Source organism: Acinetobacter sp. CE-15, from assembly GCF_051059255.1.
Classification (GTDB): Bacteria; Pseudomonadota; Gammaproteobacteria; order Pseudomonadales; family Moraxellaceae; genus Acinetobacter; species Acinetobacter guillouiae.
Genome location: NZ_CP192737.1, coordinates 2,279,219 through 2,291,933, shown reverse-complemented (window position 1 = coordinate 2,291,933; position 12,715 = coordinate 2,279,219). Strand labels below are relative to the sequence as shown.

Below are 12,715 nucleotides of genomic sequence, written 5' to 3'. Positions count from 1 at the left end.
ATTCAATTAAAATTAAAGTGCTTACCTTAAAAGCCACATCCTCATAGCGACAATTATGCGGCTGGATGGTGTTTAAACCAATGTTCAGCGATATCACCACGACGACAGATCCAGACTTTTTCATGTGTCTGGATATAATCTAAAAAACGTTGTAATGCTTTAAAACGACCGGGACGTCCCAGAATACGACAATGCATGCCAATCGATAGCATTTTCGGCTCAGTTTCACCTTCTGCATAAAGCACATCAAAGGCATCTTTTAAATATTGGTAAAATTGCTCGCCACTGTTAAAACCAGCAGGCGCACAGAATTTCATATCATTACTTTCTAATGTATATGGAATGATCAGGTGCGGGCGACTTTGGCCTTGTAAATTGGTTAAGCTGGTCCAAAATGGCAAATCATCACCATAGTAATCGCAGTCATATTTGATCTGTGGAAATTCAGCCAATAATTTACGCGTATTTGGGCTATCTCGCCCTGTATACCACCCCATTGGTGTAGTGCCAAACAAGGTTTCTAGAATGCTGATCGCTTGATCAATATGCTGACGTTCCGTTTCAATATCTATAGTTTGGTAATTTAGCCAACGCTGTCCGTGTGAAATCACATCGTAATGGGCTTGTTGAATGGCTTCCACAATATATGGATTACGTGCCAGTGCCATGCCCACTCCAAATATGGTCATGGGTAAGTTACGCTTTTTAAACGCTTGATGAATACGCCAGAATCCTGCACGAGCACCATATTCATACATCGAATCCATCGACATATGCTTGTCAGGAAAACTTGCTGCTCCCACAATATCAGATAAAAACTGCTCAGAACCGGCATCACCATGTTCGATATGGTTTTCAGCACCTTCTTCATAGTTAAGGACAAACTGTACTGCTATTTGGGCTTGATTAGGCCATGCTACTTTAGGTACTTGACCGTGATAGCCAATGAGATCTCGTGAATAGGGAGTATTTTGGATTTGGTCTATTAAGTCTTGCCCACGTAAATAAGTTTTACTCACTCAAACCGCCTTTAAACTTTTCAATCACCATTTTTTAGTGTGAATGATCAAGCAGTTTTTATGCCAATCTCACTCATGCTTTACTCAACGGGTTGGAAAGTTAACTGCATGTGATGACTTTTTCCATTGAAAATATAGTGGTGTTTTCCAATTTGAAAACTTTGATTAGGTTGAAGAGCACTTTCCTGCTGAGTACGTACAATCATCGCATTATTTTCATTCGATTCTTTTAACAAGAATTGATAAATTTTATCCGTCATCTCTGCATCTAATAATTTATGCTGGATTCTATTTTGTAGATATTGATCTAAACGTTTTGTATAAAGTTCTATAAGTTTTTTATCACCAGAACTAAAAATGCGATCAAAATTATTTAAAGAAGCCACCTCTTTATTTACTGAGCTTAATCCTGTGGTTTTAATTGCATTCACTTCAAATTGATCAGTGCGTTCAAAAACCAGATTCAGACTTTCGAGATTGTCTGAAAAATTTGCATCTTGTTGTGAATATTGTTCATAGATATCACGAAAAAGTTTTTGATATTCATAGGATATAGACGCGTAATCATACAGATTAAAGTATTGCATCTTACTTACATCAGCTAAGTATTCAGCACATTTTTTCCCACATTGTTGTTTTTGTTGTTGACTGATTGCATTGGTCACTAAGTACTTTGTATAAAATTGATGCGCATCATCTAGATATTGAATCTTATGCGTCCATTTATATTTCACCAAACTTGCATCACCTGCTGCAAGGTAGGTTTCATATCTCAAGATTTTTCTCTCTTTTGGTAAATCTTTCTCCCATAAGTTACGATATTGATTCAAAATTTTAACGCCCGATATGGTGAAATCAGATGCCGCTAAAGCACAATTTTTATCTTCTAAATAACCCAAAAAATCTGAAACAAAAATAACATCCATCGAATACACATCTATTTTTTCAGAATTTGAACGATTTAAGAATTTATGCAACATGTTAAGAGGCATATAGCTTTCAGGCCCCTTACATTGTGTTTCAAGAGGTTGCGCAAATTGAGTTAAATCTGACTTTAAAGCCACAATATCTGCATATGTAGATACAGGTATAAACGTAAAAACTGTCAATAGAGCAATTTTTCTTATTATAAAATTCATGCTGTTAATCTCATTTTATTTAAAAATAAAAAACTCTGTATTGTCTAATTGATGATTTAACAATGCATAACGAAAATCACGCATTAATTGTGATGATAATTCTCGCTTTTGCTCTACCAGCATTTTCAATAACTGTAAAAACTGACCATGACTAAATACCAGTAAATGATCATGTTGATAGTGTACTTTTAACGAATCCAAGTGCGAAATAAAGTCCGTAACACGTTGATAAAAATTGGCAAAAGATTCAGCACCTTCACTTGTCACTAGATTCACATCTGCTTGGTTCCAATAATCATCAACCCAAGGTTTTCGTTCCTCTAAAGTGGTGTTTTTACATCGCGTATCGGATAAGTAAGAAAACTCCTGAATATTCAAAACTTGAGGTGTAATCTGATCCCGTAATAAAATTGGTTCAGCTGTTAGACGTGTACGGAGGAATGGCGAGATAAAAATTTGCTTTGCTGGAGGTAAAACATCAACAAGTTTTTGCGCCTGTTCATGTCCATATTCGGTTAAGGGAATACTTGCATGTGACTCAGTTTTACCGTTTACATTACCCAAACTTTGCGCATGACGGATTAAATAAATGCTCATAAAATTCTCTTACCTCACCTTTATTTTGAAAATAATCAATAATTTTTAGTCAATCAATTTACAACTCATATTTCAATCATCATTTTTGAAGATTAATCATCCAGAATTTTGCTTAGAAAAATTTATCGGCTCCATAATTAGTTTTAACTTATTGTCTGAAACTATAAAACTATAAATGTGCTGACCTAATTGATAACTTGTTACACTTTTGCTTTTAGTCTCATGTGTACCTAGATATTCAACCTTTGTGTACAAGTATCTGCTTTCTTTGCTTAAAATCTCATATATATTTTCTATCATGCGATCATCAAGAAGATTGTTTTCAATACGATATTTTATATAAGCATCTAGTTTTGCATAGAAAATATTTTTAATGTTTCGGTCATCAATTTTAAAAATGAATTTAAAGTTTTCAATTGATGCAACTTCGAAGGGGAAAGAATTTAAACCTGTTTTTTTTATATATTTGATTTCAAAATCATTAGTTAAATCAAATATTTCTTGAAGTTGTGTGATCTGCTGTTCTGTTTTTTTAAAATTTTTATAATGATGTTGAAATAGATCATGATATGCCATTAAAATACCCACATAATGAAGAGGAAGATAAAATCCATGATCTTCTTTTAGATATACATAATCTTTACATAACTCTCCACATCGGCTTTTCTCATTTTTTGAAATAATATTTCTATTTAAATAAATATTAAAATTTTCTTGAGCTTGTTGTAATTTTTGGTTATCCATCGTCCAAGAATACTCAATTAAATTAGCATAACCTGCTTGCCTATAAACTTCATTATTCAGCATTCTCTCTATATCATATTTATCTTTAAAATATTTTTCTTTAATTGAAATACCATTAGCTGAAAATTTACTTGCTGCCAAAGCACAATTTTTATCTTTTATAAAAAGTAAAAAATCTGAATTAAATATAAACATAAGATCATATACATGAATATCACTTCCTTTTGAGTCATTTAAGAAGTTATTCAAATTTTTTATTGGTCTATAATCATCTTCATTTTTACATGCTATTAATAAATCTTGGCTTATTAAATTTAATTCAGACCGCACATCAGCATACGCAAATTTATTCATCCCTATAAAAGCAATAAAAATTGCTATTTTTAATACTCTAATCATCAAATTGGCCCTTATATTTTTCTCTTTTTTGATATTTTAAAAATCATCTTCATTTTCAAAAGGCTTCTTTCATCAGCTCTTTTTTAAATCATAAATTAACATAAAAGCCCCCTCATCCTAGCCTTCTCCCCCAAGGGAGAAGGAACCTTCTATAGCTATATGATTCACTCCAGATGATCATTTTTTAATTTAGCAAAGAGGTTTAAAATTATGAGTTAAATAAGAGTTTCTCTACTGCTCTTCGGTTTACTAAACCTTGTACTGTTTTGCCACCTGCTTTGATCCAAACATCAAATTGATCACTGGCAGCGTGATAATCAGAAGCGTTCAATAATTTTAATAAAGTTGAATTTTTAAAAGCACCAATACCAATGTTATAGCTCAATGAAACCAACGCATCAAACTGATTTTGATTTAACGGCACATTTACAGCAGCAGTTACTGCTTTCTCAAAACGTCTAAGGTCATATTGCATATAGTTTTTTGCTTGTTCAATGGTACAAGTATCACCATACTGAACAGCTTTTCCATGCGGGTAAATCGTCGTTCCATAACCGATGGTACAAACCCCGACACCATCATCATAAGCTTTAAGCTCTAATCCCTCAAAACCACAAATCAAATCCACGCCTTGAGGACTTACATAAGTAATTTGATCTTGTGCAAAGCCAATCTCCTTAGCATCTGTATCCACGGCTACTGCAACGTCTGCACCAGAAGCTTGATGATGTTTATTCGATTCGCGCTGCTGTTGATTCAATGGTTTTGAAAACAACGTAGAAAGTAACTTGGAAAAAAATTTAGACCAAAATTGCGTCATCAATAAAACTCAAAAAAAGGAAAAGGTTATATCGCTGTACCAATACCACCCAATATTAAACATAGCTTTTTGAATAAATAAAGTTGTCTTTGGTTGCATTGGGTATAGATCTATTGATTTTAAATCGAAAAACTCCGCTCTTATCATAAGAAAGGAGTTTTATCTTCTTGTTGTTGATATACATAGAATTAAAACAAGAAATAACGCTGTGCCATTGGTAATACTTCAGCAGCTTCACAAGTTAGATGTACACCATCGGCACGAACTTCATAGGTTTCAGGATGCACATCCATCACAGGACAATAGCTATTATGCTTCATGTCTTGTTTAGTGATGTTTCTGGTATTTTTACAAGGTGAAATTAACTTCTTTAATTGTAATTTTTCAGCAACACCAAGTTCAATTGCGGCCTGTGACAAGAAAGTAATACAGGTATTATGCACGCCTCTTGGATACGCCCCAAACATTGGACGGTAATGTACCGGCTGTGGTGTTGGAATTGAGGCATTAATATCCCCCATTGGCGCTGCCGCAATCATTCCACCTTTAATGATCATCGATGGTTTTACCCCAAAAAATGCGGGTTTCCACAACACCAAATCAGCAAGTTTCCCTTCTTCTATAGAACCAATTTCGTGGCTTAAACCATGAGTAATGGCGGGATTTATTGTATATTTTGCAATATAACGCTTCACCCGATTATTATCATGGTACTGATTATCACCTTCTAATGGCCCACGTTGTACTTTCATTTTATGCGCCGTTTGCCAAGTGCGTAAAATCACCTCACCCACACGCCCCATGGCTTGAGAGTCAGAAGACATCATCGAAATTGCGCCGAGATCTTGCAAAATATCTTCTGCGGCAATCGTTTCACGACGAATACGGCTCTCAGCAAATGCGACATCTTCAGCTATCGCTGGATCTAAATGGTGGCAGACCATGAGCATGTCTAAGTGTTCATCAATGGTATTGATGGTATATGGACGGGTTGGATTGGTTGAAGATGGCAAAACATTTGCCTGACCAATGGCTTTTAAAATATCAGGTGCATGACCACCACCCGCACCCTCAGTATGATAAGTGTGAATAGTACGATTTTTAAACGCCCCCAGTGTTTCTTCAAGGAAACCACTTTCATTTAAAGTATCGGTATGAATCGCCACTTGTACATCATATTCATCTGCCACAGTTAGACAATTATCAATTGCAGCAGGGGTAGAACCCCAATCTTCATGCAATTTCAACCCCACCACACCCGCTTTAATCTGCTCCGCAATCGGTTCAGGTTGACTCAAATTACCTTTACCCAATAAGCCAATATTCATAGGTAAATCATCAATGGCTTGCAGCATAGTTGAAATATGCCATGGCCCCGGTGTTACCGTTGTTGCCGATGTTCCTGCAGCAGGACCAGTACCACCACCAATCATGGTCGTTGTTCCTGACATTAACGCTGTTTCAACTTGTTGAGGGCAAATCCAGTGAATATGAGTATCAATACCACCTGCTGTAAGAATTTGTCCTTCACCGGCAATCACCTCAGTTGCCGCACCTAATGGAATGGTAATATCAGGTTGAATATCAGGATTGCCAGCTTTACCTATTTTCCAAATTCGCCCATTTTTTAATCCCACATCGGCTTTAATAATTCCCCACCAATCGACAATCAATGCATTGGTAATCACCGTATCTGCAACATCTGCTGCAAGTAATTGAGATTGTCCCATCCCATCGCGAATAACTTTACCACCACCAAATTTAACTTCTTCACCATAGGTGGTAAGGTCTTGTTCAACTTCTATAAAAAGTTCGGTATCTGCTAAACGTACTCGATCCCCAACGGTAGGACCAAACATTTCAGCATAAGCTCGACGTGACATTTTCATTTTGATTATCCTTTTAGTCCAACTTACCCATCACACGCCCTGCGAAACCATAGACTTCACGTTTTCCGACCAGTGCAACGATTTCTACATCACGTCGCTGCCCCGGTTCAAACCGAACCGCTGTACCAGCCGCAATATTTAAACGAAAACCTTTGGCACGTTCACGATCAAATTGCAAAGCATCGTTGGCTTCATAAAAATGAAAATGTGAACCCACTTGAATCGGCCGATCACCTATATTTGACACTGAAATTTTCAGTACTTCACGACCGACATTCATTTCAATATCACTATCAGGTGTAATAATTTCACCAGGGATCATATGCTTATCCTAATTTTGAAGAAGTGTTCTCTATACAATCGGTTGATGGACTGTGACGAGCTTCGAGCCATCTGGAAAAGTAGCCTCTACCTGCACTTCGGCAATCATCTCAGGCACACCCTCCATCACATCATCACGACTGAGTAAAGTGGTGCCAAAATGCATCAACTCACTGACAGTCATTCCATCTCGTGCACCTTCAAGCAATGCTGCAGAAATAAATGCAATAGATTCAGGATAATTGAGTTTTAATCCACGTGCTTTGCGACGTTCTGCAACTAAACCCGCTGTAAAAATCAGCAGTTTATCTTTTTCAGTAGGATTGAGTTCCATATGTATTTCCTAAAGTTCTCACATTTTTTTATGCAAAATATGTGCTCAGTTTTAAATTAAACACGCAGATTTTATTTCTAAAAGGTGATCTTTAAATGAATCAAGTTCGCCAAATGCGTGGAAATGCTTCTTCCAAATCAAACCAATATCGCCTTAATCTGGCACGAATTGCAGCAAAGGCATCATGACAATGTCGAACATCATCGCCTAAAAAACGTGCACTAATGACATCACCCAATAAGGTTAACCTTACAGGCATATCCATTCGCATCATCAACTCACGAATTAAATCGATATGTGCCTCTAAATAAATGTTTGCTCGGAATTTTTCAGGAGGAACAGCCCATAAACTGCCCATAACGGCATGATTATTCATGCCTAGACAAGAACTGAGCCAACGATCATTGCCTTTAAAACTCAGTGTGTCTGCCACCAGTAATTGCTGATTTCGCCATAATTTAAAATGACTGTGATAAGCACCAGATTGAAATTTTTCATCTCGAGCTTGTCGACCAATTACCAACATATCCCAACCGATAAAGCTTGCTGTCTGATCAAGCTGAATCAAGGTTTCTGAGTGAGCATTGGCACCATCAAATAACATGGTTTCTTGAGGAAGCCATTCAAACACAGCATTGTGTTCAACTGAGATATGGATATGTTGATAAGCTTGTTTGCCATTGGTTCGATACCATTTACCAGCACCTGGGGTTGTGACTAAGGCATGGGCAGCAGCATCTACACTGATCTCAAATGTTAAATGATCGCCACCTGCAATACCCGCAGGCGGATGGACAATAATCGCATGACAAATTCCAGTTTTTTCTGGCCACAGCATCTTTTGCACACGTACAGGTCCAAAATGTCTACGATGCGCCAATATCGTTCGCACAGTTTGAGCCTGAAAACCCAATTCGAGTTTGGCATACCACAGGCGCTGATCAGGAAGATGTTCTACTAAACTTATCATGACCGCCTTTATAAATTGAAATCCGCAATTAAGCGCTTAAACATTAAGCCAAACCAATAACGGCAACGATTGCAGCCAAAGTACCAATAATTTTTTTGCCATATGGAACGTACTTTTTGATAAAAGCACCAATGCCCAATCCACCCGCATAGATCAATGCCATTGCTGTCACCATACCTAAAATCAGTAAGCTGGCATGACCTGATTGGCCTAATTCAGCGCCATGTGCAACGCCGTGAAAACTTGCCAATAGAACTGCTGCGATAGGTAAAACTTGATTTGTTTTTGTCCAAAGCGCAACAGCCAATAAAATCAATGACGCAATGATGCCGTACTCAGCAACTGCTGCTGGAATAAATCCTTGGCTACCGATCATAAAGCCAATCACCATCGCTACAGCTAAGCCAATCAAGCCGAAAAGTTTCCAGCGTTGATTTGCCGTCCACATCAATACACCAAATGCGACTGCCATCATCAAATGATCTAAACCTGTAAATGGGTGAATAAAGCCTGCCCAAAAACCGCTATGGTGATCATGTCCAGGATGAGCCAAAGCCAATACAGGTAAATATGCAGCACATGCCATCAGACTGTGTTTAAAAAAACGCATTCGAATTCTCCTTTGATTATTTTTCAATTCAAATAGATACAATTATTTTTAATATCGCGACTAAGCTTTAATCTCTACGCTAAGCTTTAAATAAACCTTGTTTTTCAATAAATTCAATGATTTGCTTTAAACCATCTTGAGTTTTCATATTTGAAAATAAAAAAGGTTTGTCACCGCGCATGCGTTTTGCATCTTGATCCATCACATCGAGATTTGCACCGACCATTGGAGCTAAATCTGTTTTGTTTATAATCAATAAATCCGACTTGGTAATGCCGGGACCACCTTTACGTGGGATCTTTTCACCACCTGCAACATCAATCACATAAAGAGTTAAATCAGACAATTCGGGACTAAACGTAGCGGCTAGATTATCTCCACCACTTTCGATAATAATCAGCTCTAAACCATCAAATTTTTCACAAAGATCATCAATTGCAGCCAAGTTAATTGAAGCATCTTCACGAATTGCCGTATGTGGACAACCACCTGTCTCAACACCAACAATACGTTCTGGTGACATCGCTTCATGACGAGTTAAAAAATTAGAATCTTCTTTGGTATAGATATCGTTGGTCACAACCGCCATATTATATTTGTTGCGTAAAGCAAGGCATAAGTTCAAGGTTAATGCTGTTTTACCTGAACCAACAGGACCACCTATTCCAACACGTAAAGGGCTACGTTCTGTCATCATTTTTTCCTTTTCTATGCTTCATTCTCAATAAAAAATAGCGAATGAAACGTGTCATTTATGATCTGAATAATCGTGAATATAAAGTTTCATGCGACATACTTAACATCGCATAATTGGGCAAGGCACTACTTAACTCATCATCTTCTAAGGCTAAGGCACGCACTACCGCTTGAGGAATTAAGCCATGTAAATGCCACAAAATTCTTTGACCACTCATTTGCCCTAAAGGGACAGTTTTAACCGCACCTAGCACTTGGTTTTCTAAAACAGTAAAGCTATATGCTGTCAGCACATCCACCAGATTAAGTTTTAATGTTCCGCATAAATGTGCATAAACAGGGACAAAACCAAACTGCTTTTTAATCTCAGGTTGCTGTTTTAAAACATCACGAATCCAAGCATTCAAAGAAAATGCCAACTGCTGAGATTCAGCCCGTAATTCTTTCGACTCACGGCTCGCTTTATAAAAGTTAGCCCAATTTAAAAATTCAGCTTCGTCTAAATATTGTTGCATCAGACGTTTTAAAACGGGGAGTTCAAACCTAACCAGCAACATTTCCAGTACTTCTTCAAAATAAGCAATACTGCTTGCTTCATCATGAATCAAGCCTTGATCAATCGCACTTTCCACCCCTTGTGAATAACAATATGCACCTATAGGTAAAGCTGTCGATGACAGGGTCAATAGACTTAATAGTTGCGATGCATTAGTGATGGACATGATGTAAAGCCTTAATCGGGCTTAAACGATGATCATGCTGATGTTGTGCATATGCCCCACTTTCAGGTTCAAATGGATGTTCAACTTCATCTACTGTCAGCCCTAAACCTTGGATCATTTCTGCAAGGACATGATCAGGTTCAAAATAAAGTGCAGTTGGGGTAAGCATTAACGGAACATGGCGATTTCCCAGATGATATGCAGCTTTAAGTAAATCAAAACTATGCAGTGCCGAAACTTGCATTAATTTTTCAGCTTTGGCATCTACACGTAACACTTCACCTTGTTCAGTTGCAATATAAGAACCACTACGCAAAATGCCTGTACGTGGTAAATCCGCACCAATATCGTGCCCATTATTTAAAGTTGCACGAAAACGGCTCTTTTGCCGAGTATCAAAAGTCAATTCAATACTTTCAGCCTCAATGTTTGACTCTATATGGTCTAGACGTTGCGTATAAATTTTCATATTGATCCACTTTTCTATGGCACTTGATTTAAAATGTTCCAAATTGATGCCAAAATTTTATTCATAAATATCGGTTTGCATTAAATTAAAGCATTTATCATGCCAGTTTTTAGAATCGTAAGAATTCAAACTGCATCTTATTTAGAACGCCAACCCAAAACCTGAGATCAAATTTACATGAGCGAGATTTCAATAAAAAATCAGAACAATTAAACGTTACAAAATAAAACCATAATAAAATTATGTGTATTTCACAAAAGCTTGAAATAACACACTTTTGATCAACTAAAATTCTTATCGACAATTTGCGACTAACAGCGCAATGTGTTATCAATGAATAAATAATGACGGGGTCTGTTGACAATTCGTCTAGATTTGCGACTACGTGTGTTTTTTAGGTGATACTAGGCACGAAGTATGAAATTTAGTCATTCTAAATGAATATTTCGTAACGACGTAGCGGCAAAAAACACGCTAGTCCCGAAGGGTTGTGGCTAAAATTATCTCAGTCTGCGTTATGAAACTCGAAAATAGTCTCGCTATTCTCTTCGTTTCCTGCCTTGTCTGCTCAATTTTAGCCTACAACGCAAACCCTTTATGAAATGTCAACAGCCCCCTTAAAAGGAGAAACTTATAATGGCTTATCAACATATCCTTCTTGCTGTAGATGACTCTCCTATTTCTTATGCTGCACTTGAACATGCAGAGAAACTTGCACTTGCTTTTAACTGTAAAATTACTGTGATGAGTGTGATCGCAGTTGATCCTTTTAAAGGCGTCGATTTTTATAAAATAGCGCCTGCTGTAACTCAATATTTATTTGAAGCTGAAAAAAATGCTTTAGCACGTTTAAAAGATATTCAAGAAACTTTAGTTCACCATGGTGTAACAACAGTAGATACCAAAGTGGTACGTGAAGTGCCTCCAGCTACTGGAATTTTAGATGCTGCAGATGAACTGAATGTGGACCTTATTGTAATGGGTTCTCATGGACGTACTGGTCTGAAGAAATTCTTCTTAGGGAGTGTTGCACAAGAAGTGTTGTCGATTTCTCCACTGCCTGTGTTGATTATTAAATCTACCCAAGAAGAAGCTTAATTTTTATTTGAAATGTTAATTAAAAAGGTGTGATTATGAGTTATCAAAATATTCTTGTTCCAGTTGACGGTTCTGACATTTCTTTTTCTGCATTAAAACATGCTGCTGCGATTGCCAAAGCCTTTGGAAGCAAAGTCACTGCGATCAGTGTCGTTGCTGAAGACCCTTTTGCTGCTGCTGATTTTTACTATTCGCCAGATATGTTAAAAGATTACATTCAAGAAGCAATTAAAAATGCGGAAGAAGGTTTGGGCAAAGCCAAACAATTGGCTGAACAGCAAGGTGTTCAAATTGATACACAAGTCGTGAGAGACTCGGTTGCAGCTGAAACCATCATTAAAACTGCTGAATCATTACATACAGATTTAATTATTATGGGATCGCATGGTCGTAAAGGCTTCCAAAAGTTTTTCTTAGGCAGTTTTGCGCAAGATGTACTGGGTCAAACCAAACTTCCTGTATTGATTGTCAAACAGTGATTGATTAGGGTCTATTAACCGTTCATAAATGATTTGCGTTGTAGATGAATTGTCAAACGCCCCTAAAAACCAAATAAATAAAACCCAGTTTAGCTGGGTTTTATTTATGCAATGTCCAGATCAAAGATAACTTGGGGAAACTATTAAACCGCGATAACTTTGACTAAAATGGTTTGAGATTCTTCAAAATCATCAAAAATTTGCTTACGGCTAAGTTCTTTGGACTTTACTTTAAAATTATGATTTTGATAGTGGATGACCTCAGGTATTTGATCAAAATAATTTCCTTCGGCTTCAATACTTTCTTCAAATAAGGCTGTGCCAAGCTGATATTCTCTACTTTTTAAGACAACATACTTAACAGTCGTTTTCATCATTCGCACTCCATTTTCATATGCACTTTATTTTT

General features: G+C 37.0%; 16 protein-coding genes. 2 read left to right on the top strand and 14 right to left on the bottom strand.

What is annotated here, in order from left to right; translation table 11 throughout:
- Window positions 1-53 precede the first annotated feature (53 nt).
- The 13 genes from puuE to ureE all read right to left on the bottom strand — a co-directional run bounded on the left by puuE (window position 54) and on the right by ureE (window position 10,729).
- Entirely contained in the window at window positions 54-1,019 is a 966-nt protein-coding gene (gene puuE, locus ACQ7EO_RS10605; protein ID WP_434279562.1) for an allantoinase PuuE, read from the bottom strand.
- 80 nt (window positions 1,020-1,099) lie between these two features.
- Window positions 1,100-2,158, bottom strand: a complete 1,059-nt coding sequence (locus ACQ7EO_RS10600; RefSeq protein WP_434279561.1) for a hypothetical protein — start codon at window positions 2,156-2,158, stop codon at window positions 1,100-1,102.
- Between the two features lie 15 nt (window positions 2,159-2,173).
- Entirely contained in the window at window positions 2,174-2,755 is a 582-nt protein-coding gene (locus ACQ7EO_RS10595; protein WP_434279560.1) for a histidine phosphatase family protein, read from the bottom strand.
- Window positions 2,756-2,851: 96 nt separating this feature from the next.
- Window positions 2,852-3,898, bottom strand: coding sequence for a hypothetical protein (locus ACQ7EO_RS10590; RefSeq protein ID WP_434279559.1), 1,047 nt, complete (start codon window positions 3,896-3,898; stop codon window positions 2,852-2,854).
- Between the two features lie 208 nt (window positions 3,899-4,106).
- Window positions 4,107-4,718, bottom strand: coding sequence for a lysozyme (locus tag ACQ7EO_RS10585; RefSeq protein ID WP_434279558.1), 612 nt, complete (start codon window positions 4,716-4,718; stop codon window positions 4,107-4,109).
- 188 nt (window positions 4,719-4,906) lie between these two features.
- A complete protein-coding gene (gene ureC, locus ACQ7EO_RS10580; protein ID WP_004821679.1) occupies window positions 4,907-6,607 on the bottom strand; it encodes an urease subunit alpha in 1,701 nt (566 codons plus the stop codon).
- A gap of 13 nt (window positions 6,608-6,620) precedes the next feature.
- The gene (locus ACQ7EO_RS10575) at window positions 6,621-6,929 is read right to left on the bottom strand and encodes an urease subunit beta (RefSeq protein WP_419338062.1); all 309 of its coding nucleotides are present in this window, start codon (window positions 6,927-6,929) and stop codon (window positions 6,621-6,623) included.
- Window positions 6,930-6,959: 30 nt separating this feature from the next.
- A complete protein-coding gene (ureA, locus tag ACQ7EO_RS10570) occupies window positions 6,960-7,262 on the bottom strand; it encodes an urease subunit gamma (RefSeq protein ID WP_004720298.1) in 303 nt (100 codons plus the stop codon).
- A 100-nt stretch (window positions 7,263-7,362) separates the two neighbouring features.
- Window positions 7,363-8,232, bottom strand: coding sequence for an urease accessory protein UreD (locus ACQ7EO_RS10565; protein ID WP_434279557.1), 870 nt, complete (start codon window positions 8,230-8,232; stop codon window positions 7,363-7,365).
- 43 nt (window positions 8,233-8,275) lie between these two features.
- The gene (locus ACQ7EO_RS10560; RefSeq protein WP_434279556.1) at window positions 8,276-8,842 is read right to left on the bottom strand and encodes a HupE/UreJ family protein; all 567 of its coding nucleotides are present in this window, start codon (window positions 8,840-8,842) and stop codon (window positions 8,276-8,278) included.
- A gap of 79 nt (window positions 8,843-8,921) precedes the next feature.
- A complete protein-coding gene (gene ureG, locus ACQ7EO_RS10555) occupies window positions 8,922-9,536 on the bottom strand; it encodes an urease accessory protein UreG (protein ID WP_004720292.1) in 615 nt (204 codons plus the stop codon).
- A gap of 58 nt (window positions 9,537-9,594) precedes the next feature.
- Complete coding sequence (locus ACQ7EO_RS10550; protein WP_434279555.1) at window positions 9,595-10,260, bottom strand: urease accessory protein UreF; 666 nt, start codon at window positions 10,258-10,260, stop codon at window positions 9,595-9,597.
- Window positions 10,247-10,729, bottom strand: coding sequence for an urease accessory protein UreE (gene ureE, locus ACQ7EO_RS10545; RefSeq protein WP_004821691.1), 483 nt, complete (start codon window positions 10,727-10,729; stop codon window positions 10,247-10,249). Before ureE ends, ACQ7EO_RS10550 begins: the two co-directional genes overlap by 14 nt.
- 636 nt (window positions 10,730-11,365) lie before the next feature.
- Between ureE and ACQ7EO_RS10540 the strand changes: the two genes are divergently transcribed.
- The gene (locus tag ACQ7EO_RS10540; protein ID WP_434279554.1) at window positions 11,366-11,827 is read left to right on the top strand and encodes a universal stress protein; all 462 of its coding nucleotides are present in this window, start codon (window positions 11,366-11,368) and stop codon (window positions 11,825-11,827) included.
- A gap of 35 nt (window positions 11,828-11,862) precedes the next feature.
- On the top strand, window positions 11,863-12,306 hold the full coding sequence (locus tag ACQ7EO_RS10535) for a universal stress protein (protein ID WP_096734184.1): 444 nt from the start codon (window positions 11,863-11,865) through the stop codon (window positions 12,304-12,306).
- 143 nt (window positions 12,307-12,449) lie between these two features.
- Here the strand turns inward: ACQ7EO_RS10535 and ACQ7EO_RS10530 are convergent, their stop codons facing one another.
- Window positions 12,450-12,680, bottom strand: coding sequence for a hypothetical protein (locus ACQ7EO_RS10530; RefSeq protein WP_034616591.1), 231 nt, complete (start codon window positions 12,678-12,680; stop codon window positions 12,450-12,452).
- Window positions 12,681-12,715: the final 35 nt, after the last annotated feature.